Source organism: Streptomyces sp. AgN23 (assembly GCF_001598115.1).
Classification (GTDB): Bacteria; Actinomycetota; Actinomycetes; order Streptomycetales; family Streptomycetaceae; genus Streptomyces; species Streptomyces antimycoticus.
Genome location: NZ_CP007153.1, coordinates 8964521 through 8989455, shown reverse-complemented (window position 1 = coordinate 8989455; position 24935 = coordinate 8964521). Strand labels below are relative to the sequence as shown.

The window sequence follows — 24935 nt, the reverse complement described above, 5'->3', positions numbered from 1 at the left end:
CTACTCATCCTTGTCCGACGGGAGCGGGGTGTTCGAGGTATCCGGGGTGCTGGGGGATTGCCGGGTGTCCGGTGCGGCGGTACCGGCGTCGACCGCCGGGATCGGCTCGCCGTTGAGCCCCTTGGTGAAGGCGTCCAGCCAGATCCCCGGCTGTACGGGCGGCCCGGCCGGTTCGCGGGGCGCGGGAGGCGTGGCCGGGGGTCCGGAGTCGACCCTGATGGGCGGGGTGACCATCGGCATTCGGCGGCGGCGCTGCGGGAGTCCGGCGCCGTTCTGCCGGAAGCCGGGGCCGGGGCGGCCCTGGGCGATCGGGCTGGTGCGGGTGGGCGACGGCAGGGGCGTGGCCCGCTTGATGGGCTTGGGCGGGGGCAGTTTGGCCGCGCGGGCGATCGCGCCGCCGGGGGCGGGGGTGGGGCAGATGATGTCCTGCGGTACGACCAGCACCGCGCGCACCCCGCCGTACGCCGAGGGCCGCAGCGAGACCTGGAACCGGTACTTCACGGCGAGCCGGCCGACCACGGCCAGACCGAGCCGCGGTGTCTCGCCCAGGTCGTTGAGGTCGAGTCCGGTCGCCGCCTGGACCAGCACGGCGTCGGTGCGTCGGCGCGCCTCCTCCGACAGGCCCACCCCGGCGTCCTCGATCTCGATCGCGACCCCGGACTGGACCTCGATCGCGGTCAGATGCACCCGGGTCTTGGGCGGCGAGTAGCGGGTGGCGTTGTCCAGCAGTTCGGCGAGGGCGTGGATCAGCGGCTCCACCGAGGGTCCGACGATGGCGACGTCCGCCACCGAGTGCAGATCCACCCGCTCGTATTCGAGGATGCGGGACATGGCGCCGCGGCAGACGTTGAACAGCGGCACCTCCTTCTGCCACTGTCGGCCCGGGCGCTGGCCGCCCAGGACCGCGATGGAGTCCGCCAGCCGGCCGATGAGGGCGTTGCCGTGGTCCAGGTGGAGCAGGTCCTCGAAGACATCCGGGTCGGCGCCGTGCTTGTCCTCCATCTCCCGCATGTCCTGGGCCTGTTGGTGGACGATGGCCTGCACCCGGCGGGCGATGTTGACGAAGGCCCGCTGGCCCGCGTCCCTGAGGTCCTCCTCGGCCCGTACGGTTTCCAGCACCGACCGCAGCAGAAGCTCGTGGGTGGCGTCGAAGTCCGGGTCGAGGCGGGGCGCGTGGTCGATGGCCCGCATCGCCTCGTCCACCATGGCGCCGCGCTGCAGCCGGGTCACCGCCACCGGCAGCAGCTCCCGGGCCAGCCGCCGGATCGCCGTCTCCTGGTCCACCAGGCGCTGCCGCAGCTCGGTCTCCTGGGCCGTGAGCCGGGTGCGCAGCGTGGTGATCAGCCGGCCGCGGCGCATCGCCTCGGCCGCCGCCAGGGCCACCGCGAACGTCGCCGCCACCCCGCACCAGGCGACCGTGGCCCGCGCGCCGGACGGGACCACGACGACGGCCAGGGCCGCGCAGAAGGCCATCGCGGCGGGAGGGATGACCCATACGAGCGTGGAGGCGGGCCGTCGGCCTCCGGATGAGGTGCCGGCGAAAACCATGGACATCCTTAAAAACAGCGGAGAGAAAATGCGTGCGAAATGCGGGCGGCGAGCCAGCCCGTCATGGGCCCTGGAGCTTAGCGGTTTCGCCGACGCGCGAATCGAATATGCCTTTTTCTTCGAAATGCATCACGGCGAATTCATAGAGCGCGAAAAAGCGATCATTTTATACTCACCGTTTGACCGTGAATGATCGCGCCACGGGCGAATCTGCTCGTGGCGAAGGAGTCTGGGCAGCGTGGCGCCCGGGGCCGTAGCGTCCCGGCATGACCACTGGCAGCGCATGTGTGATCGGGGCGACGGGGCAGATCGGCCGGGCGGCGGTGCGCGCGCTCGCGGCCGAGGGATGGCGGGTGCGGGCCGCCTCGCGCGGCGGGGGCCGCGACGAGAGCTGGCCCGCGTCCGTGGTGAGTGTGGCGGTGGACCGGGACGACGACGCCGCGGTGGCCGCGCTGATCGGGGACGGCTGCGATGTGGTGCTGGACTGCGTCGCCTACGGACAGGCGCACGCACGGCAGTTGCTGGGGCTCGCGGACCGCGTCGGATCGGCGGTGGTGATCTCCACCGGAGCGGTGTACGAGGACGACCAGGGCCGGGGCTTCGGGACCCAGGACCGGCCGGACGGCGCCCCGCGCTATCCGGTGCCGCTCCCCGAGTCCCAGCGGACCGTCCCGCCAAGCGAGGGCTACGGCAGCCGGAAGGTCGCGCTGGAGCGGGAGCTGCTGGCCGCCGGGGACCGGCTGCCGACAACCCTGCTGCGCGCGGGGGCGATCCACGGCCCGCACTGCCGTACGCCCCGTGAGCTGTACTTCGTCAAACGGGCGCTGGACGGGCGGCCGGTGCGCATCCTGGCGTACGGCGGCCGCAGCCGGTTCCATCCGGTGCATGTCGACAACATCGCGGAGCTGGTGCGGCTGGCCGCCCACCGGCCCGGTTCACGGGTGCTCAACGCGGGCGATCCGCAGGCCCCCACGGTCGCCGACATCGCCACCGCCGTGGACGCGGTGCTGGGGGTGCGCGGCGAGCTGGTGCTGATCGACGGGGAGCCGCCGCATCCGCATATCGGCAGCACTCCCTGGAGCCTGGCCCATCCGCTGGTCTACGACATGTCCGCCGCCGAACGGGAGTTGGGCTACCGCCCGGTGACCGGCTACCTGGAATCGCTGCCGACGACCGTCGCCTGGCTGGCGGATCGGCTGGCGGCCATCCCGGACTGGCGCACCGCCTTCCCCGATATGGCGGCCGCGTACGACCCGATGGCCGATCTGTTCGACTACGCGGCCGAGGACGCGTGGCTGCGGAGCGGCGGACACGCGTCCTGATCACTCGGGGAAAACGGCGCCGGGCCCGTGCGGGGAACGCACGGGCCCGGCCCTTCACCACATACCGCCGTTCGCCGACTACTTGACGAGGGCGGCGGCCTCCTTGGCGGCCTTCGCGTCCTTCGCGGACGCACCCGACTTCGCGGGCACCGGCGTGGCGTGCGGAGCGCAGGTCACGTCCTTGGCGTCCACCGTGCCCTTGAGCAGGTAGGCGTCCACCCGGTCGTTGACACACGGGTTGACCAGACCGGTGACCCCGTGCGAACCGGCGTCCTTCTCGGTGACCAGGCGCGAACCCTTCAGCCGCTTGTGCAGCTCCACCGCGCCCTCGTACGGGGTCGCGGCGTCACGGGTGCTCTGCACGATCAGCGTCGTGGGCAGCCCCTTGGCCGCGCCCACCTCCAGCGGGGTGTGCTGCTTGGCACCCCAGGTGGCGCACGGCAGGTTCATCCAGGCGTTGGACCAGGTCAGGAAGGGGTAGTCGCGGTGGAGCCGGGTGTTGTCCCGGTCCCACTTCGCCCAGCTGGTCGGCCACTTGGTGTCGGCACACTCGACGGCCGTGTAGACGGCGTTGCCGTTCTCCGAGGCGATGTTGCCCGCGGTGTCGGACATGTCCGGGCCCGCGGCCTCGACCAGGGCCTTCTCATCGCCGGCGAGGTAGTCGCTCCACACCTGGGCGACGGTGGCCCACGACGAGTCGTAGTACGGAGCGCTCTGGAAGAGCCCGAGCAGCTCGGCCGGGCCCACGACCCCGCCGATAGGGCTCTTCTTGGCGGCCGCGCGCAGCGTCTCCCACTGCTTCTGGACCTTCGCGGGGGTGTCGCCGATGTGGTAGGCGGCGTCGTTCTTGGCGACCCACGCCTTCCAGTCGTTCCAGCGCATCTCGAAGGCGACGTCCTGGTCCAGGTTGGCCTGGTACCAGATCTTCTCCCGCGAGGGGTTGACCACGCTGTCCACGATCAGCCGGCGCACATGGGTCGGGAAGAGCGTCGCGTAGACGCCGCCGATGTACGTTCCGTAGGACACGCCCAGGTAGTTGAGCTTCTTGTCGCCGAGCGCGGCCCGGATGACGTCGATGTCACGGGCGGTGTTGGGCGTCGTCATATGCGGCAGCATCCAGCCGCTGCGCTCCTTGCAGCCCTCGGCGTACTCCCGGGCCAGCTTGCGCTGGACCCGCTTGTCCGCCTCGCTGTCGGGCACCGGGTCCAGCTTCGGGGCCTTGACGTACTCCTGCGGGTCCACACAGGAGATGGCCGTGGAGTGGCCCACGCCGCGCGGGTCGAAGCCGACGAAGTCGTACGCCTTCGAAGTCTTCGCCCACAGCGGGTTCTTGGTGGTGACCCGGGTCGGGAAGCGCAGCCCGGAGCCGCCGGGCCCGCCCGGGTTGTAGATCAGCGAACCCTGCCGCTCGGAGGCGGAGCCGGTGTTGCCGATCCGGTCCACGGCGAGCTTGATGGTGCGGCCGTTCGGCTTGGCGTAGTCGAGCGGCACGGTGACATAGCCGCACTGGATGGGCTTGGCCAGCCCCCAGTCGGCCGGGCAGTCCGCCCAGTCGATGCCCTTCTTCGCGGCCTTGGCCGCGGCCACCGCCACGCCACGCGCCTCGGCGGCCCCACCGGGCGTCCGCTCCGAGGCCCCAGCCGTGGGGGCGGCCAGCGCACCGGCTATCAGCGCCCCGGTGATCACACCACCGGCCACGCCGAAGAGTGCTGTGCGTCTCACGTAGTAATCCCCCTGCTTTGTTGCGCCGCCTGGAGCGGCGATGATCACAGAGTGTCAGGCAGGATTCTTCTGTCTTGCTTACCGCCGAGTACAGGGCAAACCGCCGTTTCTTTATCAAGACGTGAACATCACCCCACGGCCGCGGCCGCCTCATCGAGGGTGCGGCGGAGGTGGATCGCGTCCGGCGCCACGACGGTGGCCAGGGCGGCGGGGCCGGTCAGGGGTGTGAGGACGGCGGTCCCGGTGAGGGCGCGGGGGGCGAGCGGGCTCGTGGCGTAGGACGGGTCGACGACGAGGAGTTGGCCCACCGCGCGGTGGCCGCCGAGCACCGCGCCGCCGTCCCAGCCCAGGGCACCGGCGCCGGAGCCGGAGCCGGAGCCGGGGCCGGGGCCGGGGCCGTAGGAGAGTTCCTGGTCGAGGAGGGGCCGCCCGGCGCGGTGGACGGTGAGGCGGGCCGTCAGATGGCCCGGGGATTCGCCGGTACGGCCCAGGATCTGCTCCTCGCGGAGCACCAGGCGGGCGGTGGGGGCGAGTTCGACCCGGGTCGTCATGCGCAGATCGCTGCCCTGGGCGGAGATGAGGGGCTCGGGCAGCCAGTACAGGGTCGCGCCGTCGGCGACGGTCAGCCGGATCTCGTAGTGGGCGGGCCGGCCCGAACGCCCGGGCAGGGCGATGGTGGCCGCGGCGGAGCCGACGTACAGCCGGGCGCCCGGCCCGGCGGTCGCCTCCAGGGCGAGCCGGTCCCCACCAAGGGGCGCGCTCATGGCACCGACCACGGTGACGCGCGCCTCCCCACCCATGGCCCGGGTACGCCGCAGCGCGAGCGGGCCGCCCCCGACGAGGACAGGCAACGCGGTGCCACCACGTCCGTCCACCTCGGCGAGGATGCGGGCGGTGGCCTGTACGGCGGTGGCTGGGGCGCGTGGGGTGCCGGGGGTGGTCGATGTGGCGGGGGTGGCTGGTGTCGCGGGGGTGGCCTTCGTACCGACGGTGCCCGGCGCGCGGGTGCCCGGTGTACCGGACGTGCCCGGTGTACCGGGGATGCCCCTCGTACCGGAGGTGCCCGGTGTACCGGGGATGCCCCTCGTACCGGAGGTGCCCGACGTACCGGAGGTGCCCGACGTACCGGAGGTGCCCGACGTACCGGAGGTGCCCGACGTACCGGGAGTGGCCTTCGTACTGGGGACGGCATTCGAACCGGAGGCGCCCGGGGCGCGCCCGTTGGCCGGGGATTCCCGCGCCGAGCCGCGTCCGGACGTCCGCGGCGTGGGGTGCGGCCGTGCCTCGCCCGATGCGGCCGGGCCACCCTCCCAGGGCGGCTCCGCGCGGGCCGCGGCGGCCGGGTCGGGCGTCATGCCGCCGCCGTCCAGGCGGCCAGGCGTGCGCGGACCCAGTCGGCGACGGGACGGACGCCGTCCTCGGCGACCAGGGAGGTGAGGGCGACGGGGAGTTCACCGCGCTGGGCCTTGGCGTCGCGGGCCATGCGCTCCAGGTCGGAGCCGACGTACGGAGCGAGGTCGGTCTTGTTGACGACGAGCAGATCGGCGGTGGTCACGCCTGGGCCACCCTTACGGGGGATGTCGTCGCCGCCCGCGACATCGATGACGAACACCTGCGCGTCGACCAGGCCCTTGGAGAAGGTCGCGGTGAGGTTGTCACCACCGGACTCGACGAGAATCAGATCGAGCGGGCCCACGGTCTCCTCGAGCTCCTCGACCGCCTCCAGGTTGGCCGAGATGTCATCGCGGATCGCGGTGTGCGGGCAGGCCCCGGTCTCCACGGCGGTGATGCGCTCGGCGGGCAGTACGGCATTGCGCAGCAGGAACTCGGCGTCCTCACGGGTGTAGATGTCATTGGTGACGACGGCGATGGAGAGTTGGTCGCGCAGCGCCCGGCACAGCGCGGCGACGGTCGCGGTCTTGCCCGAGCCCACCGGTCCGCCGAGGCCGATGCGCAGCGCGCGGCGGGTGCCGTCGGGGCGGTGGGGGGCGACGGCGCCGTAGGTGTGGCGCGGGGGGTAGGTGTCCGCGTGGTCGAGATGCATGACGGCTCCGGTGTTCCAACGGGGTGCGGGGGGTGTGGGTCGCGGCCACCTGCTGCGGTCACGAGGCGAAGAGACGTACGGACCAGGTGGCGTGCTGTTCAGCGGCGATGTCGAGCAGGGGTGCGGAGGCGGCGGGCAGCGCACCCGGACCGTCGTCGAGGGCGCGCCGAGCGGCTTCGGCGGCGCGGGCCGCGACGTGGTCGAGTTCGGGGGCGAGGCGGGCGAGGACAGCGGTGGCGTGGAAGGGGTCCAGGCTCAGCAGCCGTACGGCGGCGGTCGCGGGCCCGCTCACCGCCTCGTACCCGGCGGCGTACGCGGCGTCCGACGGCCCGAGTCCCGCGGCGCGCGCGGTGAGTCCGAGCACCACGGGCTGATGCGCCCCGCGCGGCCGGGCGGCGGCGAGGGCGTCCAGCTCGGGCGACGGCCAGGTGGCCCGGGCGGCGCGCATCAGCTGGCGCCCGAGCCGCCGGGCAGTGGTGCGCAGTGCGGAGGCTGGGGTACGGGCGTCCGCCGCCTCGTCCAGCACGAGCGGGTCGAGCCCGGCGGCGGCCGCGGCGGCGAGCCCGGCGGCGGTGAGCCCGGCGGTGTGCAACCGGCCCCGGCAGAACGCCTCCAGGGAGGCGGCGTCACGGATCCGGCCCGCCGCGACGGCGGCCTCGGCCCCGCCGGAGTGAGCATGGCCCCCGGCCGGGAACCGCCCATCGGCAAGGATGAGCAACGCGGCGACCCCGCCGCGGGCTTCGCCCTGAACCCCGTCGGGGCCCTCGCCCCGGACCCCACCGGGCACTTCACCCCGAACCCCGCCGCAGGCTTCGCCCCGGACCCCGCCGGGGCCCACGCCCCGGACCCCACCGGGCACTTCACCCCGAACCCCGCCGCAGGCTTCGCCCCGGACCCCGCCGGGGCCCACGCCCCCGCCCCCGGGCCCCCTTGCGCTGCCCGTGGCCCCGCCCCCGCCGCTCGCCCGACGGGCGTGCCCTCCGCCGCCCGGCGGGCCGGATGCGGTCCGTCCGGGGGCGGGTTGCCGGGGGTCCAGGGGGCGCGGCCGCCTGGTTGTGGGAAGGGGCGGGGCTGGGGAGAGTCCGCCGGCGGCCCACCCGTGGCCGAACACCCGCCGTCCCCAGGAGTCTGCGGCGAGATCTCGTTCATGGTCATGACGAGCCCGTCAGAAGAGGAAGTACCGCTGGGCCATGGGAAGTTCCGCCGCCGGAGCCGGTTCCACGGGCTCGCCGTCGATCGTCACCGTAAACGTGTCGGGGTCGACCTCGACCCGCGGCAGGGCGTCGTTCTCCCGCATGTCCGCCTTGGTGACCCCTCGGGTGGAGCGGATCGGGGCGAACCGCTTACCGAGCGCCAGCCGGTCCACCAGCCCGTCGTCCAGCGCCGTCTGGGTCACGAAGTTGACCGAGCCCGTGGCCGCCGCGCGGCCGAGTGCGCCGAACATGGGGCGCGGCAGGACGGGCTGCGGGGTCGGGATGGAGGCGTTGGCGTCGCCCATCTGCGCGTAGGCGATCTGTCCGCCCTTGATCACCAGTTGCGGTTTGACGCCGAAGAACGCGGGGTCCCACAGCACGAGATCGGCCAGCTTCCCGGTCTCGATGGAGCCGATCTCCCCGTCGAGGCCCTGGGCCACCGCCGGGTTGATGGTGTATTTGGCGACATAGCGGCGTGCCCGGTGGTTGTCGGCGCGGCCGTCGCCGGGGAGGGCGCCGCGCCGCCGCTTCATCACATGCGCGGTCTGCCAGGTGCGCAGCACCACCTCGCCGATCCGTCCCATGGCCTGGGAGTCGGACGAGATGATCGAGATCGCGCCGAGGTCGTGCAGCACGTCCTCGGCGGCGATGGTGCTGGGCCGGATGCGGGACTCGGCGAAGGCGAGGTCCTCGGGGACGGCCGGGTTGAGGTGGTGGCAGACCATCAGCATGTCGAGGTGTTCCTCGACGGTGTTGACGGTGTGCGGGCGCGTGGGATTGGTGGAGCTGGGCAGTACATGCGGCTGGGAGACCACGGTGATGATGTCGGGTGCGTGCCCGCCGCCCGCGCCCTCGGTGTGATACGCGTGGACACAGCGCCCGGCGATGGCGGCGAGGGTGTCGCCGACGAAGCCCGCCTCGTTGAGGGTGTCGGTGTGGATGGCGAGCTGGGCGCCGCTCTCCTCGCAGACGCCGAGGCAGGCGTCGATGGCGGCGGGAGTCGCCCCCCAGTCCTCATGGATCTTGAATCCGAGGGCTCCGCCGCGCAGTTGGGACCACATCGCCTCGCGCGAGACGGTATTGCCCTTGCCGAGCAGTCCGATGTTGACCGGATATCCCTCCAGCGCCTCGAACATCCGGGCGAGATGCCAGGGGCCGGGGGTGATGGTGGTCGCCTTGGTGCCCTCGGCGGGGCCGGTGCCGCCGCCGACGAGGGTGGTGATCCCGGAGCAGAGCGCCTGGTCGACGAGGGTCGGGGAGATGAAGTGAACATGGGCGTCGATGGCGCCCGCGGTGAGGATCTTGCCGTTGCCCGCGATGACCTCGGTCTCGGGCCCGATGACGAGGTCGGGGTGGACGCCGTCCATGGTGTCGGGGTTCCCGGCCTTGCCGATACCGGTGATACGGCCGTCACGCAGGCCGATATCCGCCTTGACGACGCCCCAGTGGTCGAGCACGACCGCGCCGGTGATCACGGTGTCGGGGGTGCCCTCGGCGCGGGTGGCGCGGGACTGGCCCATGGATTCGCGGATGACCTTGCCGCCGCCGAAGACCGCCTCGTCCCCGGCCCGGCCGGGCCCGCCGCCGCGGTCCTCCTCGATCTCGATGAACAGGTCGGTGTCGGCGAGCCGGATACGGTCCCCGGTGGTGGGGCCGAAGAGATCGGCGTACGCCGCGCGGTGGAGCTCAGTCATCGAGCCGTCCTCCCGTCTCCCCGCGCAACCCCGGCACGATCCGCTCCCCCGCGATCGGGATCAGGGCGACCTCGACGGGGATGCCCGGTTCGAAGCGCACGGCGGTGCCCGCGGCGATGTCCAGCCGCTTGCCGCGGGCGGCGGCGCGGTCGAAGTCGAGGCCGGGGTTGGCCTCGGCGAAGTGGTAGTGGGAACCGACCTGAACGGGCCGGTCGGCGGCGTTGAGCACAGTGAGACGGGTGACGGGCCGCCCCTCGTTGAGGGTCACCGGCTCATCGGCGTGCAGGATCTCTCCGGGGATCACGGATACGCCCCTCCCGTCAGGCGATCGGCTGATGGACGGTGACCAGCTTGGTGCCGTCGGGGAAGGTGGCCTCGACCTGGACGTCGTGGAGCATCTCGGGGACGCCCTCCATGACCTCGTCGCGGGTGAGCACTTGGCGGCCGGAAGCCATCAGCTCGGCGACGCCGCGGCCGTCCCGGGCCCCCTCCAGGATGTGGGCGGTGATCAGCGCCGTCGCCTCGGGGTGGTTGAGGAGTACGCCCCGGGCCCGTCGCTTCTCGGCCACGTCGGCGGCCACATGGATGAGCAGACGTTCCTGCTCATGTGGGGTCAATCGCACGCTTCCCACCTCATCCCCTCATCTTCGTACCGCCCGGCGGAAACCACCCGCTCAGCACGGACCGGGGCGGCTCGCACCCGGCCTGAGCAGGCTAGTTCCGTGGCGTTTCGTCAGCGTTAACTGATCAGTCCCCATCGCTGCTGGTCAAGACGGTCGGGCGGGTCTCGGACAGGCTCCGGTCCGGCACCCGATTTCCGCTCGGCGGACCCCTGTGTCCGCCTATCGCACTTGACGGCCCCGCCGCGTACCCCCGATTCTCATCACCGCACCACCATGATTCACCTGCTCCGCTCCAACCCCCCACATCACAACGGAGCCCAACTGTGAAGCGAATAGTGTCATTTCGCCGCGGAACCCTCGCGGCGGCAACCGGTGCCGCGCTCACCGCGGCCCTGCTGACCGGCGCCTCCGGCGCCGAGGCCACCATCAACAACCAGGCCGCGGCCCCCGACGTGGACGTCGCGGCGGTCAAGGCCGACCTGGGCGAACTGCAGTCCATCGCGGACGCCAACGGCGGCAACCGCGCCCATGGCCAGCCCGGCTACCAGAAGTCCGTGGACTTCATCAAGGGCAAGCTGGACGAGGCCGGATTCACCACCTCCGTGCAGGAGTTCACCTCCGGCGGCAAGAAGGGCTACAACCTCATCGCCGACTGGAAGGGCGGCGATGAGGGCAAGGTGGTGATGGCCGGATCCCATCTCGACTCGGTCGAGGCCGGCCCCGGCATCAACGACAACGGTTCCGGCTCGGCCGCGATCCTCGAGGTCGCGCTCGCCGTGGCCAAGGCCGACCTCCAGCCCACCAAGCACCTGCGGTTCGCCTGGTGGGGCGACGAGGAGGACGGCATGGTCGGCTCGACGCACTACGTCGACAGTCTGGCGGACGACGACAAGTCGAAGATCGACTCCTACCTCAACTTCGACATGCTCGGCTCCCCCAACCCGGGCTACTTCGTCTATGACGACGACCCGGAGCTGGAGAAGGTCTTCACCGACTGGTACGCCGCGAAGGACATCTCCACCGACCCGGAGACCGAGGGCGACGGCCGCTCGGACCACGCCCCGTTCAAGGACGCCGGGGTGCGGGTCGGCGGTCTGTTCACCGGCGCCGAGGCCACCATGAGCCAGGAGCAGGCGGAAAAGTGGGGCGGCAAGGCGGGCGAGGCGTTCGACCCGTGCTACCACTCCGCCTGCGACAAGACGTCGAACATCGACGACAAGGCGCTGGACCTGAACACCGACGCCATCGCCAACGCGATCTGGACGCTCAGCTCCTGACGAGCGTCCCCGCACCCGACCGGCGCTGAGCCGGTCCTGTCCCGTCCGTCACTCCTCGCGGCCCGGACGCCGATCCCCGGCGTCCGGGCCGTTGTGTTCCGCCGCGATACCGAAGCGCCGCCGTTCGCCCGGAGCGGACGAGGTGGGGCGCATCGACGACACGGTGCTGATCACCTGCTCCTCCGCGCGCTCCTCCGCATCCGCTTCGATCTCCTCCAGCCGCTGCAGGTCAGCGGCGGAGACGAAGGCGACAAGCGGCTTCCCGTGGCGCGTGACGACCACCCTCTCGCCGCCGTACACCACGCGGTTGATCAGCTCCGCGAGCTCTGCACGGGCTTGCGTCACTGGAATCTCGTAAGCCATGCTCCCATCATATCGGGATGTACATCCTGTACATTTTTTACGGAGCCAAGCCCACGACGCCCGACGACGCCGAGAGGTGACGCGATGGAACGATCGACCGCGCGCTATGTCCTGCCCGAGTTCACCGAGCGCACCAGCTCGGGGACGCACACCATGAACCCGTACTCCAAGCTGCTCTCCGAGCGCATCGTCTTCCTCGGCACCCCCATCGACGACACCGCCGCCAACGATGTGATCGCGCAGCTGATCCACCTCGAGCACGCCGCGCCCGAGCAGGACATCTCGCTCTACATCAACTCGCCCGGCGGCTCGTTCGGGGCCATGACGGCGGTCTACGACACCCTGCACTTCGTCTCCTGCGACATCGAGACGATCTGCCTGGGCCAGGCCGCGTCGGCGGCCGCCGTGCTGCTGGCCGCCGGCACCCCGGGCAAGCGGCTGGCCCTGCCGGGGGCGCGGATCCTCATCCACCAGGCCGCGTTCGCCGAGCCGGTGGAGGGCACCACCTCCGATCTCGAGATCCAGGCCAATGAGCTGCGGCGCACCCAGGAGATGCTCGAGCAGATGCTGGTGCGGCACACCGGCCAGAGCGCCGAGCGGATCCGGGCCGATATCGACCGCGACAAGATCTTCGACGCCGAGGGCGCGGTGGCCTACGGGCTGGTGGACCAGGTCACCCAGAGCCGTAAGCGGCCGGGCACGCCGCTGCGGGCGAGGTGAGCGGGGTGCTGCCACCGGAGCTGCCCCCGCTGCCCGCGCTCACCCGCGCGGAGGGGGGCGTCGTGGACGGCTATCTGGACGTGGTCGATCTGCTGGGCCGGATCAACCCGGCGCGCGGCAGCGACACCTACGGCGGTCTGCGGGCCGCCCAGGCCCTGGTGGGGAAGGCCACCGCGCTGCGGGACGCGCTGGCCCTGATGCATGAGCGCGGGGAGAGCGAGCTGCACACCGCGACCCTGGCCCGGGCGCTGCGGGTGCTGGACGGGGAGCGGCGCGCGAAGCGGGTCACGCTGCCCCCGGCGCTGCGCGCCTGAGACGCGCCCGCCGAGGCCGCCCCGCCGCCCGCCGGGGGCGCCCGGCCGTCGCCCGTCGAGGCCGCCCCGCCGTCGCCCGAACGGCGGAGCGGGATTCCGGCGGCCCGGACCGGGCCGGCTTGCGGCCCGCGGACGTCCCGCCTCCGTGTCCCCGTCCGCCCCACCACGCCCCGGCACGGCCGTTCGCGCAGGTCACGAACGTGGAGGCGGGGCGGCCGGCGCCACCCGAACGGCCCCGCAGTGACCACCGTCACACCGCACCCTCTCGAGTCGGAACCGGCGCCGCGGCTGCGTGACCATCCCAGGGGACGACAGGACTCCACCACCACACCGGGGCGGAGTCGGCCCACGAAGGGTGGCGCGTGATGTCTGCGCACATACGTATCCCCAGGATGTTCTCGCGAGCGAGCGCCGTCTCGGCCCTCACCGTCGCCGCTGTGGGGGGCACCGTGGCGACGCCGGGCTGTCCACCGGAGGCCGAGGCCGCGACCGCCGCGGCCAAGGCGCTGCGGATCGCGGCGTCGAAGAAGGGCGCACCGTACAAGTACGGCGCGGAGGGGCCCAAGCGCTTCGACTGCTCCGGGCTGACGCAGTACGCCTACAAGCGGGCCGGAAAGCGGCTGCCCCGTACCGCGGCCGCGCAGTACAACCGGACCCGCCACATCAAGGCCGGTTCCCGCAAGGGCGGGGACCTGGTGTTCTTCCACTCCGGGAGCGGCGTCTACCACGTCGGTGTGTACGCGGGCGGCGGCCGGATCTGGCACGCCCCCAAGACCGGCACGGTGGTGCGGCTGGAGCGGATCTGGACCAAGAAGGTCTGGTACGGACATGTGCGCTGACCCGCCGTAGGTGTCAGTGACCGTGGGTAGGTTGACGGGGCCGGGCCACACCGCTGTGGACCGGCCCTGTAGACCACCGGAGGCATCGCATGGCGTACGCGTATCCCGACGACGACGATGGGTTCCGCGGGGCGCGCGGCGGCGTCGAGCGCGGTCCGGTGCCGGTATGAACGAGCCCTTCCACGGCGAGCCCTTCCATGGCGAGCCCTTCCAGGCCGACCGGACCTACGACCAGGTGTATCTCCTCTTCGTCGACACGTCCGGCTATTCGACGATCGTCCGCTCGAACCCCAGGGACCGCGCCGCCCACGCCTTCGATCTGCTGCGCGAGCGGATGCGCGCCCGGCTCGGGCAGCTCTCGGCGCAGCGGCGCTGTGCCCGCAGCGACTTGTGGAGCTGGCGCGGCGACGGGGGCTTCTTCGCCGTCCACGACGACAGCGAGAGCGTGGCCCGCGATGTCGCGCTGGAGGCGGCCCGCACCTTTCTCACCCTGGATCTGCGCCATCTGCGCGACGAGTTCGCGCAGGCGGGGGTGGACGGGGAGCTGCATGTGCGGATGGCATTGCACAAGGGGGCGATACGCCACACCGGCGAGGGCCGGACCGGCACCATCCACTCCCCCGACATCAATCTGGCCGCGCATCTGGAGAAGGCGACTCCGGCGGACTGCCTGGCGGTCTCGGAGGATGTGTACCGCACCGCGGGGCCGTATGCGGAGCTGTTCGCCCATGTGGGAAGCCATGAGGGCAAGGACGTCTATCTGATGGCGGGCGACGGTGGTCCGGGCGGGGCGGCCAAGGCGTGGCTGGCGGGCCGGGGGCTTTCGGACGGATCCCCGGTGCACGCGTATCCGGAGCGGCCGAGCCCCCAGGAGAAGGCGCGGCTGCTGGACGCGGCGGGCGAGGAGGTCCTCGACATGGGGACGGCGCTGCGCACCTCCTCCAGCCGGCTGGTCACCACCGAGCGTCCGGCCCGCTTTCGCGACGCGATCCTCGGGCTGCTGCGCCGGGGCGGCACCTATCGCTGCTATCTGCTGGACCCGTCCTCGGACGCGGCGGCCACGCTCTCCCGCCAGTACCAGGAGGACATGACGCGGAAGATCAAGGATTCGCTGGAGCGGTTCGGCCGCTTCAAGGAGCGCTATGGAGCGGAGGCGGAGGGCTTGCACGTCTATCAGACCGACGAGTTCCCCGGCTTCTCGGCGCTCACCGTCGACATGCACCGGCCGAGCGGGCTGATCCTCTACTCCTCGTACCTGATGGGCACGAGTCGGTACGGGGTGATCGAGCGCGGCGACATGCCGCACTATCTGATCGGCCCGGCCGCCGGGCGGGTCTTCACCCGGATCCGTCAGCTGGCCGAGGCGCGGGCCTCGGAGGGGCAGGCCCAGCGCGTGCTGTGAGCGGGTTCAGCGGACCGGCACGGTCCACGGCAGGGCGATCCAGACGGTCTTGCCGCCGTCCGCGGTCGGGGTGACGAACACCTCGCCGCCCGACTCCGCGGCCAGACAGCGCACGATGACCATGCCGCGCCCGCTGTCCTGCTGGGTGGCCAGCGGCAGCCATCTGGGCCATTGGGGATGGCTGTCGGTGACCCCGATCTCCAGCCGCTGCTCGTGGTCGAGCCGTAGGTCCACGGTGAAGGTGGGCGACTGGCCCACGGTGTGCTCCACGGCGTTGGTCGCGAGCTCGGAGACGATCAGCCGCACGGTGTCCGCGGCCTCCCCTCCCTGCCCGAGCCCCCATTCGGCAAGCACGTCCGTGACATAGGCACGTGCCGCGGGAACCGACGCCGGTGCGCTCGGCAGAGTGACGGATGCTTCCTGATGGTCTGCCATGACGGCCTGTCCCTTTCCCGCCGGGGCGCGGCTGCGGACGCGTTGGAAGGTGGAGCTGCGAAGCCGGTGAAGTCGTGGGCTGCCCTGACGGCTCTACGCGTCAGAGTGCCACCGATGCCCGCCGCAACGGGGGCGATCCACCGAGTTATGCATATATCTGTCGCCCAAAGCGGTGAACTCTGCTACGGAAAACCGGATTTGGGAGGCACACTGGGCCACTGGTGCGACACGCGCTGTGGGTGACGCGCCGGCAAGGGGAAAGGCGGGAGGGAGAACTCATGCGGTACGGCCCGGCGGTGCGCCGTCGCAAGCTCGGCGCGGAACTCCGCCGCCAGCGTGATCTGGCCGGACTCACCAGCGGTGAGGTCGCCCTCCGGCTGGGCTGGCATCAGTCGAAGGTGAGCCGGATCGAGACCGGCCGGAGCGGGGCCAAACCCTCGGATGTGGCGCGGCTGCTGGAGGTCTACGAGGTAGCCGACCCGGAGCTGCGCGCCCTGCTGGAGGCACTGTGCCGCGGGGGCGCCTCGGATCCGGAGGGGTCACGGCGCGGCTGGTGGTACGCGTACCGCGATCTACTGCCGCCCGCCTACCGGGACTTCATCAGCCTGGAGGCGGAGGCGTCGGACGCGTACACCCTGGAGACCACGGTGGTGCCGGGTCTGCTGCAGACCCCGGAGTACGCACGGGCGGTGACCCTCGCGGCGCTCCCGGATCTGCCGCGGCCCCAGGTGGACTCGCTGGTGGAGGTGCGGATCGCGCGTCAGTCGGTGCTGCACGGCGAGCGGCCGCTGCGGCTGCACGCGGTGCTGGACGAGGCGGCGCTGCGGCGCGAGGTGGGCGGACCCGAGGTAATGACGGCGCAATTGAGCCATCTGGCCAATCTTTGCGCATTGCCTCAGGTGCAGCTGCAGGTGCTGCCATTCTCCGTCGGAATGCCCATTGGTATGACAGGTCCTTTCATTATTTTCTCTTTTCCGCACATTAGTGACCTGGACGTAGTAGTTCTCGACCACCTGACGAGTAGCCTCTATCTGGAGCGGAAAGAAGACCTCCGGGCGTACAGCGCCGCATTCGAAGTACTGCGGACCCGCGCCCTGACACCTGAGGAATCGTTGTCCTTCATCAACAAAATCGGGGGCGGCGCCTGAGGGGGCACCATGTCCAGTATGTCCGCCAAGTCCGTCCACTGGCTGCGCAGCAGCTACAGCGTCGGCATGAACAACTGCGTCGAGACGGCCCTGCTGGGGTCTGACCGGCTCGGCGTGCGCGATTCGAAGAACACGGCGGGCCCCGTCCTGCTGTTCACCCCGTCGACCTGGGTCTCCTTCCTCGATGGGCTCAAGGACGACGGCCTCGGCTCCGGCACCTCCCGCTCAGCCGGAACCGGAAGCTGATCCGTCAGTGAAGTATCTGTTCCGCCGGTGAACGGCTGATCCGTTCACCCTCCCGTCAGTGAGCCATCAGGCGGTCGGCGCGGTCTTCACGATCACGTCGACCGCCCTCCCCACCTGCTCCTCCGTCAGATCCCCACGCGCCGTCAGCCGCAGCCGCGAGATGCCGTCGGGGACGGACGGCGGGCGGAAGCACCCCACCAGCAGCCCGGCCGCGCGGCAGTCCGCGGCCCAGCGCACCGCCTGCTCCGGCGACGGGGCCCGCACCGACACCACCGACGCGTCCGGCCGCACCGCGGTCAGCCCGGCGGCGGTCAGCCGTCCGTACAGCCCCATGGCGACCGTACGGACGCGGGCGGCGCGCTCCGGCTCCCGGCGCAGCAGCCGCAGGCTCGCCAGGGCGGCGCCCACGGCCGCCGGGTTGAGCCCGGTGTCGAAGATGAACGTGCGTGCGGTGTTCACCAGGTGCTCGATCACCCGGGCGGGCCCCAGCACCACCCCGCCCTGGCTGCCGAGCGACTTGGAGAGGGTCGCCGTGACCACCACATCCGGCGCGCCCGCGAGCCCGGCCCCGTGCACCGCGCCGCGCCCGCCCTCGCCGAGCACCCCCAGGCCGTGGGCCTCGTCCACCACCAGCGCCGCGCCGTGGGCACGGCAGGCCGCGGCGAGGGCGGCCAGCGGGGCGGCGTCGCCGTCGACGGAGAAGACCGAGTCGCTGACGGCGAGGGCGCACCGGCGCCCCGGGACCGCTCCGGCCGCCTCGGCGGCCTCGGCGGCCTCGGCGGCCTCCTCCCGCGTGTCCTCTTCGGCCGCGCCCAGCACCTTGCGCACAGCGTCCGGGTCGGCGTGCGGGACGACGGCGACCTCGGCGCGGGAGAGCCGGCAGCCGTCGATGAGCGAGGCGTGATTGCCCGCGTCGGAGACGATCAGGGCGTCCCGGCCGCTCAGCGCGGAGACGGCGGCCAGATTGGCGGCGTAGCCGGAGGAGAACACCAGGGCCGCCTCGAAACCGCAGAACTCGGCGAGTTCCCGCTCCAGTGTGGTGTGCAGCTCGGTCGAGCCGGTGACCAGGCGCGACCCGGTGGACCCCGCGCCCCAGCGCTGGGCCGCCGCGGCCGCGGCGGCCGTCACCTCCGGGTGGCGGGCCAGCCCCAGATAGTCGTTGCTCGCCAGATCGAGCAGCGGGGAGTCGGCGGGCCGGGGGCTGAGCCGACGCACCAGCCCGGCCCGGTCGCGCCGCTCCCGCTGTGCGTCGATCCATGCGAACGCGTCGTCCGGGCGGTCCTGGGGCATCGGCTGCCTCGCCTTCCGTGGCCTCGTCAAGGGCACCGACTGTCGGGTCCGGATAGAACGTAGCCCCCTCCATGCCCGGTCATGGTGTGGCAATACCCACACCCCGATCCGCACGTCTTGTGCGGTCCCTCCTTGGCCGGGAGCGGTGGGGTAGGAAAGGATCGTCGCCATGGACCTGCTGAACACGCTGGTGGACAAGGGGTTGCGGCGCGAATCGCCGACCCGCGAAGAGGCGCTCGCCGTCCTGGCGACCTCCGATGACGAGCTGCTCGATGTGGTGGCCGCGGCGGGCAAGGTGCGCCGCGCCTGGTTCGGGCGGCGGGTGAAGCTCAACTATCTGGTGAACCTGAAGTCGGGGCTGTGCCCCGAGGACTGCTCCTACTGCTCGCAGCGGCTGGGCTCGAAGTCCGAGATCCTCAAGTACACCTGGCTCAAGCCGGAGCAGGCGGCCGCCGCGGCGGGCGCCGGGGTCGCGGGCGGCGCCAAGCGAGTGTGCCTGGTGGCCAGCGGACGCGGTCCGACCGATCGCGACGTGGACCGGGTCTCCCAGACCATCGCCGCCATCAAGGAGGAGCACCAGGACGTCGAGATCTGCGCCTGTCTGGGGCTGCTGTCCGACGGTCAGGCGGCGCGGCTGAAGGACGCGGGGGCGAACGCGTACAACCACAACCTCAACACCTCCGAGGCGACCTACGGCGACATCACGACCACCCACACCTACGCCGACCGGGTCTCGACCGTGCAGCAGGCCCAGGCGGCGGGGATGTCCGCCTGCTCCGGTCTGATCGCGGGCATGGGCGAGTCGGACGAGGACCTGGTGGACGTGGTCTTCTCGCTGCGCGATCTGGACCCGGACTCGGTGCCGGTCAACTTCCTCATCCCGATCGAGGGCACCCCGCTGGCCGGCGACTGGAACCTCACCCCGCAGCGCTGTCTGCGGATCCTGGCGATGGTGCGGTTCGTCTGCCCGGACGTGGAGGTGCGGCTCGCGGGCGGCCGCGAGATCCATCTGCGGACGCTGCAGCCGCTGGCCCTGAACCTGGCGAACTCGATCTTCCTCGGCGACTATCTGACCACCGAGGGCCAGTCGGGCAAGGACGATCTGGCGATGATCGCCGACGCGGGCTTCGAGGTGGAGGGCACCGACACCACGACGCTGCCCAAGCACCGCGCGGACGCAGCTGCCGCCGCCGGTTCCGGCTGCGGCGGCCACGGCGCGGAGGGCGGTGGCTGCGGCCCGTGCGGTGACGCGGCACCCGCCGACGCCGTACCCGCCCAGGCGGCGGCCGGTGCCACGGTCTCCACCCCGGCGACCGCGGAGGGGTCCCACGCCGATCTGGTCGCGGTGCGCCGCCGCGGTGCGGGCACGGATCTGCCGCCCAATGCCTGAGCCGCTGACCCCGGCCGAGCTGCGGGCGCTGGACCGGCAGCACGTCTGGCATCCGTACGGCCCGATGCCCGGCCGCCAGGACCCCCTGGTCGTGGAGTCCGCGGCCGGGGTCCGGCTGCGGCTGGCCGAGCCGGTGGAGGGCGTCCGCGAGCTGGTGGACGGGATGTCGTCGTGGTGGTCCGCCATCCACGGCTACAACCACCCGGCGCTCAACGACGCCGCGCGGGGTCAGCTGGACCGGATGAGCCATGTGATGTTCGGCGGGCTCACCCATGAGCCCGCCGTCCGGCTGGCCACCCGTCTGGTGGAGATCACCCCGGAGCCGCTGCGCCATGTGTTCCTGGCCGACTCCGGTTCGGTGTCGGTCGAGGTCGCGGTGAAGATGTGCCTGCAGTACTGGCGCTCCCTCGGCCGCCCCGCCAAGCGGCGGCTGCTGACCTGGCGCGGCGGTTACCACGGCGACACCTGGCAGCCGATGGCGGTGTGCGACCCGGACGGCGGAATGCACCGGCTGTGGTCCGGTGTGCTGCCCGAGCAGATCTTCGCGGACGCGCCGCCGCCCGGTTTCGACGCGGCCCCCGACCCGGCGTACGAGGCACACGTACGCGAGCTGGTGGCCCGACACGCCCATGAGCTGGCCGCGGTGATCGTGGAGCCGGTGGTCCAGGGCGCGGGCGGGATGCGCTTCCACTCCCCCGCGCTGCTGCGGGTGCTGCGCGAGGCGTGCGACGAGCACGATGTGCTGTTGGTGTTCGACGAGATCGCCACGGGCTTCGGCCGCTCGGGGGCGCTTTTCGCGGCCGAGCACGCGGGGCTGTGCCCCGATGTGATGTGTCTGGGCAAGGCGCTGACCGGGGGTTATCTGACCCTCGCGGCCACGCTGTGCACCCCGCGGGTGGCAGAGGGCATCTCGCGCGGCGAGGTGCCGGTGCTCGCGCACGGCCCGACGTTCATGGGCAATCCGCTGGCCACGGCCGTCGCCTGCGCCTCGATCGAGCTGCTGCTCTCCTACGACTGGCGGCAGGAGGTCAAGCGGATCGAGACCGGGCTGCGGGACGGTCTCGCGGAGGCGGCCGAGCTGCCGGGCGTCCGGGAGGTGCGGGTGCTCGGCGCGATCGGCGTCGTCCAGCTGGACCGTCCGATGGACGACGCGGGGATGGCGGCGGCGACGCGGGCCGCGGTGCGCGAGGGTGTATGGCTGCGCCCGTTCCGCGATCTGCTGTACACCATGCCGCCGTACATCACGGGCGACCACGATCTGGCCCGGATCTGCACGGCGGTACGGGCGGCCGCGGCCGCGGCCGTCTGACCCGCCCGCTCCGCTCGCGGTCGGCCTCCCGCCCATAGGGACCGACCGCACCGGGGCAGGCCGGGAGCACGAACGAAAGCGAAAGGTTACGGAAACGAAGATGTCAGTACTGGTCGTCACCGGCACGGGCACCGAAATCGGAAAAACCGTCAGCACGGCGGCCGTCGCCGCCGCGGCGCTCGCACGCGGCCGCTCGGTGGCGGTACTCAAACCCGCCCAGACCGGTGTCGCGGAGGGCGAACCGGGCGACGCCGCGGAGGTGGCCCGGCTCGCCGGCGCGGTGACCCTGCTCGAACTCGCCCGCTACCCCGAGCCGCTGGCCCCCGCCACCGCCGCCCGCCGCGCCGGACGGCCGCCGGTGCGGCCCCACGAGGTGGCGGAGGCGGCCGAGAAGCTGGCCGCCGAGCACGATCTGGTGCTGGTCGAGGGCGCGGGCGGGCTGCTCGTACGGTTCGACGAGACGGGGGCGACGCTCGCCGACGCGGCCCGGCTGCTCGGCGCGCCCGTCCTCGTGGTCGCCCACGCGGGCCTCGGCACGCTCAACGCGACCACCCTGACCACCGAGGCGCTGCGCGCCCGCGGGCTGGCGTGCCCCGGCGTCGTCATCGGCAGCTGGCCCGCCGCCGCGGATCTCGCCTCCCGCTGCAATGTGGCCGATCTGCCGGATTCGTCCGGTGTCCCGCTACTCGGCGCCATCCCCCAGGGCGCCCCGGCCCTTCCGCCCGCCGACTTCCGCGCCCAGGCACCCGGGTGGCTGGCGCCCCGGCTGGGCGGGAGCTGGGACGCGGCGCGGCTGGCCGCGTAGCGAGGGCCCCCGCGTGGGCAGAATCCCGGTACCGGTTCCATCGTCCGTACCTGGGACAAGGGGGAGCTCCCATGCCCGTATGCCGTCGCACGCCCCCGCGTGACGCCGTCCACCACCCGTTCTTCGCCCGCTGCTACGCCAGAATGGGCCCCCTGGCCGACGAGCGGGCGGGGATCGGTGAGCTGCGCGGCGAGCTGCTGGCCGGGCTGTCCGGCCGGGTCATCGAGATCGGCGCGGGCAACGGGCTGAACTTCCCCCACTACCCCCAAACCGTCTCCGAGGTGGTCGCCATCGAACCCGAGCGCCATCTGCGGCGGCTGGCCACCCGGGCGGGGCTGCGGGCCGGGGTGCCGGTGGACGTGGTGCCGGGCGTCGCCGAGGCGCTGCCGGTCAAGAGCGAGGCGTTCGACGCGGCGGTGGCCTGTCTGGTGCTGTGCTCGGTGCGCGATGTGCGGCGCGCGCTCGCCGAGCTGCTGCGAGTGCTGCGGCCCGGCGGTGAGCTGCGCTTCCTCGAGCACGGGCGCGCCGAGGGCCGGGTCCTGGCGACCACCCAGCGGGCGCTGGACCGCACGGTGTGGCCGCTGATGTTCGGCGGCTGCCATACGGCGCGCGAGGTGCGATCGGAGATCGAGGCCGCGGGCTTCGAGCCGCTCGGCCACCGCCGGCTGCGCATCCCCGAGCGGGGCCCGGCGCTGCCGACGTCCCCGTGCGTACTGGGCGCCGCGCGCCGCCCGGTATCGCCTTCGCGTCCGTAACCGGATGGGCGCCGGGCATCGTCTGCGCACCCCGGCATCGCCCTCCCGCCCGTCATCGCATTCCTGTGCGCCCGCGCCCGCGGGTGGGCGCATCGGCGGCCGGGTCCCTACCATCGAGGGCACGACGTTCCGATACGGGGAGGCATCGTGTCCACACCGGCGGCAACGAAGACGGACGGGTTCGCGGAGGGCGGCGCCCATGCGGCGGCCCGCGCCCGGTCCCTGACCAAGGCGTACGGCAGCGGCGAGACGGCCGTGCTCGCGCTGGACGCGGTGGACGTGGAGATCGAACGGGGCCGGTTCACCGCGGTGATGGGCCCGTCCGGATCCGGCAAGTCCACCCTGATGCACTGTCTGGCCGGTCTCGACACGGTCTCGTCGGGCCAGGCCTGGCTGGGCGACACCGAGATCACCGGCCTGGGCGACAAGGAGCTGACCCAGCTCCGCCGCGACCGGATCGGCTTCATGTTCCAGTCGTTCAATCTGCTGCCCACGCTCAACGCGGCCGAGAACATCACCCTGCCCATGGACATCGCGGGCCACAAGCCCGACCGGGAGTGGGTGGACCGGGTCATCGACACCCTCGGGCTGCGGGACCGGCTGCGGCACCGGCCCGCCCAGCTGTCCGGCGGACAGCAGCAGCGGGTGGCCTGCGCCCGGGCGCTCGCCTCCCGCCCCGAGCTGATCTTCGCGGACGAGCCCACCGGCAACCTGGACTCCCGGTCCGGCCTGGAGGTGCTGCGCTTTCTACGGGAGGCCGTCGACGAGCTGGGCCAGACGGTCGTCATGGTCACCCACGACCCGAGCGCCGCCGCCCACTCCGATCTGGTGCTCTTCCTCGCCGACGGCCGGATCGTGGACCGGATGGAGCGGCCCACGGCCGAGGCGGTGCTGGAGCGGATGCACATCTTCACCAGGGCCACGCCCGGGGCCGAGCCGGAACCCGACCCGCTGGGCTGAGCCCCGGGCACCGTCCCCGGCCGGTGCCCGATCGGCCGGACCGGTGAATGAGGGGCGAGTGAGCGAGAGTGGGGACAAGGGACCTCGAACGGCGCCGATCTCGGATACGTTCACCGTATCCGCGCTCAAGGAGGGCTCATGGCAAGGCCGTTCCGCTTCGGAGTCAATCTGCTCACCCTTGAATCGGCCGAGGCATGGCGGGCGAAGTGCCGCCACGCCGAGCACCTCGGCTATGACGTGCTGCTGACCCCCGACCACCTCGGCAACCCCGCCCCGTTCCCGGCGCTGACCTCCGCCGCCGAGGCGACCGAGCGCCCGCGGCTGGGCACCTTCGTACTCAACGCCGGCTTCTGGAACTCCGCGCTGCTCGCCCGGGAGGTGGCCACCTGCGACGCGCTGACCGACGGCCGGCTGGAGCTCGGCCTGGGCGCCGGCTATGTCAAGGCCGAGCACGACAGCGCCGGGCTGCCCTTCGGTTCACCCCGGGAGCGGGTGGACCATCTGGTGCATACCGTGGCCGAGTTGGAGCGTCTGCTGACCGATGCCGAGCACCGGCCGCGGCCCGCGCAGTCCCCGCGCCCGCCGCTGCTGCTCGGCGGCAACGGCGACCGGCTGCTGCGGCTGGCCGCGCGCCATGCGGACATCGCGGCGTTCTCCGGGGCGGTGCAGGCCCCGGGCAAACCCCAGGGCGCCATGCAGCTGATCAGCCCCGAGGCGCTGGAGGAGCGGGTGGGCGCCTTCCGCCGCTTCGCCGCCGAGGCGGGGCGGGCGGAGGGGGCCGATGAGCCGGGCGAGGCGATCGAGCTGAACTACCTCATCCAGATGGCCGGGCCCAGCGCCGACCGGCGCGCCAAGGTACGTGAGCTGTCCCCGTACGCACCGGGCCTCACCGAGGACCAGATGCTGGAGCACCCGGCGCTGCTGCTGGGGGACGCCAAGGAGATGGCGGAGCAGTTGCGGGCCCACCGCGAGCGCTTCGGCTTCTCGTACTTCACCGTGCTGGAGCACAACATGGAGGCGTTCGCCCCGGTGATCGAGGAGCTGCACGGCAGCTGACCGGGTGGAATTCCCGTCGACGCCGCGGTCCGCCCGATGATGGGATGCGGCCATGAACGATCTTCGGATACGGGCCGCGGCCCCCGCCGACCTCGACCCCGTGCTCGCCTTCTGGAAAGAGGCGGCGGAGGGCACCAGCATCAGCGACGACCGGGACGGGGTGGCCCGGCTGCTCGACCGCGACCCGGAGTCGCTGCTGCTGGCCGAGCGGGACGGGGAACTCGCCGGAACGGTGATCGCCGGTTTCGACGGCTGGCGCTGCCATCTGTACCGGCTGGCCGTCCACCCCGGGCACCGCCGCCGGGGGGTGGCGACGGCCCTGCTGGCGGCGGCCGAGGAGCGGTTCACGGCCCTGGGTGGACGGCGCGGGGACGCGATGGTGCTCAACGAGAACGGGCTCGCCCACCAGGCGTGGCGCGCGGCGGGCTATGAGCGCCAGCCGCAGTGGAGCCGCTGGGTCAAGCCGCTGTGCCCCTGACC

General features: G+C 72.4%; 27 protein-coding genes. 16 read left to right on the top strand and 11 right to left on the bottom strand.

Annotation, left to right across the window (positions count from 1 at the left end; translation table 11 throughout):
- Nucleotides 1–1548 (bottom strand): ATP-binding protein, encoded by a 1548-nt coding sequence (locus AS97_RS38970; protein ID WP_210566552.1) that lies wholly within the window; start codon nucleotides 1546–1548, stop codon nucleotides 1–3.
- Here AS97_RS38970 and AS97_RS38965 point away from each other — a divergent pair.
- A complete protein-coding gene (locus AS97_RS38965; RefSeq protein WP_210566551.1) occupies nucleotides 1547–1741 on the top strand; it encodes a hypothetical protein in 195 nt (64 codons plus the stop codon). The genes AS97_RS38970 and AS97_RS38965 overlap by 2 nt on opposite strands.
- A 73-nt stretch (nucleotides 1742–1814) precedes the next feature.
- Nucleotides 1815–2870 carry an NAD(P)-dependent oxidoreductase gene (locus AS97_RS38960; RefSeq protein ID WP_086710985.1) on the top strand — a complete coding sequence of 352 codons (1056 nt, stop codon included), beginning with the start codon at nucleotides 1815–1817 and terminating at the stop codon, nucleotides 2868–2870.
- Between the two features lie 78 nt (nucleotides 2871–2948).
- Here AS97_RS38960 and AS97_RS38955 read toward each other — a convergent pair whose 3' ends face one another.
- The 7 genes from AS97_RS38955 to AS97_RS38925 all read right to left on the bottom strand — a co-directional run bounded on the left by AS97_RS38955 (nucleotide 2949) and on the right by AS97_RS38925 (nucleotide 10146).
- Nucleotides 2949–4592, bottom strand: coding sequence for an alpha/beta hydrolase (locus AS97_RS38955; RefSeq protein WP_210566550.1), 1644 nt, complete (start codon nucleotides 4590–4592; stop codon nucleotides 2949–2951).
- A gap of 128 nt (nucleotides 4593–4720) precedes the next feature.
- A complete protein-coding gene (locus tag AS97_RS47925; RefSeq protein WP_247204857.1) occupies nucleotides 4721–5479 on the bottom strand; it encodes an urease accessory protein UreD in 759 nt (252 codons plus the stop codon).
- A gap of 464 nt (nucleotides 5480–5943) precedes the next feature.
- Complete coding sequence (ureG, locus tag AS97_RS38945; RefSeq protein WP_210566548.1) at nucleotides 5944–6636, bottom strand: urease accessory protein UreG; 693 nt, start codon at nucleotides 6634–6636, stop codon at nucleotides 5944–5946.
- Nucleotides 6637–6694: 58 nt separating this feature from the next.
- Complete coding sequence (locus AS97_RS38940) at nucleotides 6695–7354, bottom strand: urease accessory UreF family protein (RefSeq protein ID WP_059146227.1); 660 nt, start codon at nucleotides 7352–7354, stop codon at nucleotides 6695–6697.
- A 447-nt stretch (nucleotides 7355–7801) separates the two neighbouring features.
- The gene (locus AS97_RS38935) at nucleotides 7802–9523 is read right to left on the bottom strand and encodes an urease subunit alpha (protein ID WP_059145812.1); all 1722 of its coding nucleotides are present in this window, start codon (nucleotides 9521–9523) and stop codon (nucleotides 7802–7804) included.
- Entirely contained in the window at nucleotides 9516–9827 is a 312-nt protein-coding gene (locus AS97_RS38930; protein ID WP_059145813.1) for an urease subunit beta, read from the bottom strand. Before AS97_RS38930 ends, AS97_RS38935 begins: the two co-directional genes overlap by 8 nt.
- Before the next feature lie 16 nt (nucleotides 9828–9843).
- The gene (locus AS97_RS38925; RefSeq protein WP_059145814.1) at nucleotides 9844–10146 is read right to left on the bottom strand and encodes an urease subunit gamma; all 303 of its coding nucleotides are present in this window, start codon (nucleotides 10144–10146) and stop codon (nucleotides 9844–9846) included.
- Nucleotides 10147–10469: 323 nt separating this feature from the next.
- On the opposite strand from AS97_RS38925, the gene AS97_RS38920 reads away from it, so the two are divergent.
- Entirely contained in the window at nucleotides 10470–11423 is a 954-nt protein-coding gene (locus AS97_RS38920) for a M28 family metallopeptidase (protein WP_059145815.1), read from the top strand.
- A 48-nt stretch (nucleotides 11424–11471) separates the two neighbouring features.
- Here AS97_RS38920 and AS97_RS38915 read toward each other — a convergent pair whose 3' ends face one another.
- The gene (locus AS97_RS38915) at nucleotides 11472–11786 is read right to left on the bottom strand and encodes a type II toxin-antitoxin system Phd/YefM family antitoxin (protein WP_059145816.1); all 315 of its coding nucleotides are present in this window, start codon (nucleotides 11784–11786) and stop codon (nucleotides 11472–11474) included.
- 84 nt (nucleotides 11787–11870) lie between these two features.
- Between AS97_RS38915 and AS97_RS38910 the strand changes: the two genes are divergently transcribed.
- From AS97_RS38910 to AS97_RS38895, 4 genes are all read left to right on the top strand, one after another.
- Nucleotides 11871–12506: an ATP-dependent Clp protease proteolytic subunit gene (locus tag AS97_RS38910; RefSeq protein ID WP_059145817.1), complete on the top strand. Its 636-nt coding sequence runs from the start codon at nucleotides 11871–11873 to the stop codon at nucleotides 12504–12506.
- A gap of 5 nt (nucleotides 12507–12511) precedes the next feature.
- On the top strand, nucleotides 12512–12820 hold the full coding sequence (locus AS97_RS38905) for a hypothetical protein (RefSeq protein WP_059145818.1): 309 nt from the start codon (nucleotides 12512–12514) through the stop codon (nucleotides 12818–12820).
- A gap of 365 nt (nucleotides 12821–13185) precedes the next feature.
- The gene (locus AS97_RS38900; protein WP_059145819.1) at nucleotides 13186–13659 is read left to right on the top strand and encodes a C40 family peptidase; all 474 of its coding nucleotides are present in this window, start codon (nucleotides 13186–13188) and stop codon (nucleotides 13657–13659) included.
- Between the two features lie 166 nt (nucleotides 13660–13825).
- Nucleotides 13826–15061, top strand: a complete 1236-nt coding sequence (locus AS97_RS38895; RefSeq protein ID WP_059145820.1) for a hypothetical protein — start codon at nucleotides 13826–13828, stop codon at nucleotides 15059–15061.
- Nucleotides 15062–15067: 6 nt separating this feature from the next.
- Here the strand turns inward: AS97_RS38895 and AS97_RS38890 are convergent, their stop codons facing one another.
- Nucleotides 15068–15496 carry an ATP-binding protein gene (locus tag AS97_RS38890; RefSeq protein WP_059145821.1) on the bottom strand — a complete coding sequence of 143 codons (429 nt, stop codon included), beginning with the start codon at nucleotides 15494–15496 and terminating at the stop codon, nucleotides 15068–15070.
- Between the two features lie 278 nt (nucleotides 15497–15774).
- Between AS97_RS38890 and AS97_RS38885 the strand changes: the two genes are divergently transcribed.
- Both AS97_RS38885 and AS97_RS38880 read left to right on the top strand, forming a co-directional pair.
- Nucleotides 15775–16644 (top strand): helix-turn-helix transcriptional regulator, encoded by an 870-nt coding sequence (locus AS97_RS38885; protein ID WP_086706044.1) that lies wholly within the window; start codon nucleotides 15775–15777, stop codon nucleotides 16642–16644.
- Between the two features lie 9 nt (nucleotides 16645–16653).
- Nucleotides 16654–16890, top strand: coding sequence for a DUF397 domain-containing protein (locus tag AS97_RS38880; protein WP_059145823.1), 237 nt, complete (start codon nucleotides 16654–16656; stop codon nucleotides 16888–16890).
- A 66-nt stretch (nucleotides 16891–16956) separates the two neighbouring features.
- On the opposite strand, the gene AS97_RS38875 is transcribed toward AS97_RS38880, so the two are convergent.
- Entirely contained in the window at nucleotides 16957–18180 is a 1224-nt protein-coding gene (locus AS97_RS38875; protein ID WP_125756828.1) for an 8-amino-7-oxononanoate synthase, read from the bottom strand.
- A gap of 169 nt (nucleotides 18181–18349) precedes the next feature.
- On the opposite strand from AS97_RS38875, the gene bioB reads away from it, so the two are divergent.
- From bioB to AS97_RS38840, 7 genes are all read left to right on the top strand, one after another.
- A complete protein-coding gene (gene bioB / locus AS97_RS38870) occupies nucleotides 18350–19570 on the top strand; it encodes a biotin synthase BioB (RefSeq protein WP_059145825.1) in 1221 nt (406 codons plus the stop codon).
- Entirely contained in the window at nucleotides 19563–20879 is a 1317-nt protein-coding gene (locus AS97_RS38865) for an adenosylmethionine--8-amino-7-oxononanoate transaminase (RefSeq protein ID WP_086706045.1), read from the top strand. The genes bioB and AS97_RS38865 overlap by 8 nt, the downstream gene beginning before the upstream one ends.
- Before the next feature lie 100 nt (nucleotides 20880–20979).
- Entirely contained in the window at nucleotides 20980–21684 is a 705-nt protein-coding gene (gene bioD, locus AS97_RS38860; RefSeq protein ID WP_059145827.1) for a dethiobiotin synthase, read from the top strand.
- A 71-nt stretch (nucleotides 21685–21755) separates the two neighbouring features.
- Nucleotides 21756–22439, top strand: coding sequence for a class I SAM-dependent methyltransferase (locus AS97_RS38855; RefSeq protein WP_210566547.1), 684 nt, complete (start codon nucleotides 21756–21758; stop codon nucleotides 22437–22439).
- Nucleotides 22440–22586: 147 nt separating this feature from the next.
- A complete protein-coding gene (locus tag AS97_RS38850; RefSeq protein ID WP_059145829.1) occupies nucleotides 22587–23399 on the top strand; it encodes an ABC transporter ATP-binding protein in 813 nt (270 codons plus the stop codon).
- Nucleotides 23400–23537: 138 nt separating this feature from the next.
- Entirely contained in the window at nucleotides 23538–24455 is a 918-nt protein-coding gene (locus AS97_RS38845; RefSeq protein WP_210566546.1) for an LLM class F420-dependent oxidoreductase, read from the top strand.
- Between the two features lie 52 nt (nucleotides 24456–24507).
- The gene (locus tag AS97_RS38840) at nucleotides 24508–24933 is read left to right on the top strand and encodes a GNAT family N-acetyltransferase (RefSeq protein WP_059145831.1); all 426 of its coding nucleotides are present in this window, start codon (nucleotides 24508–24510) and stop codon (nucleotides 24931–24933) included.
- The last annotated feature ends 2 nt before the right edge of the window (nucleotides 24934–24935 follow it).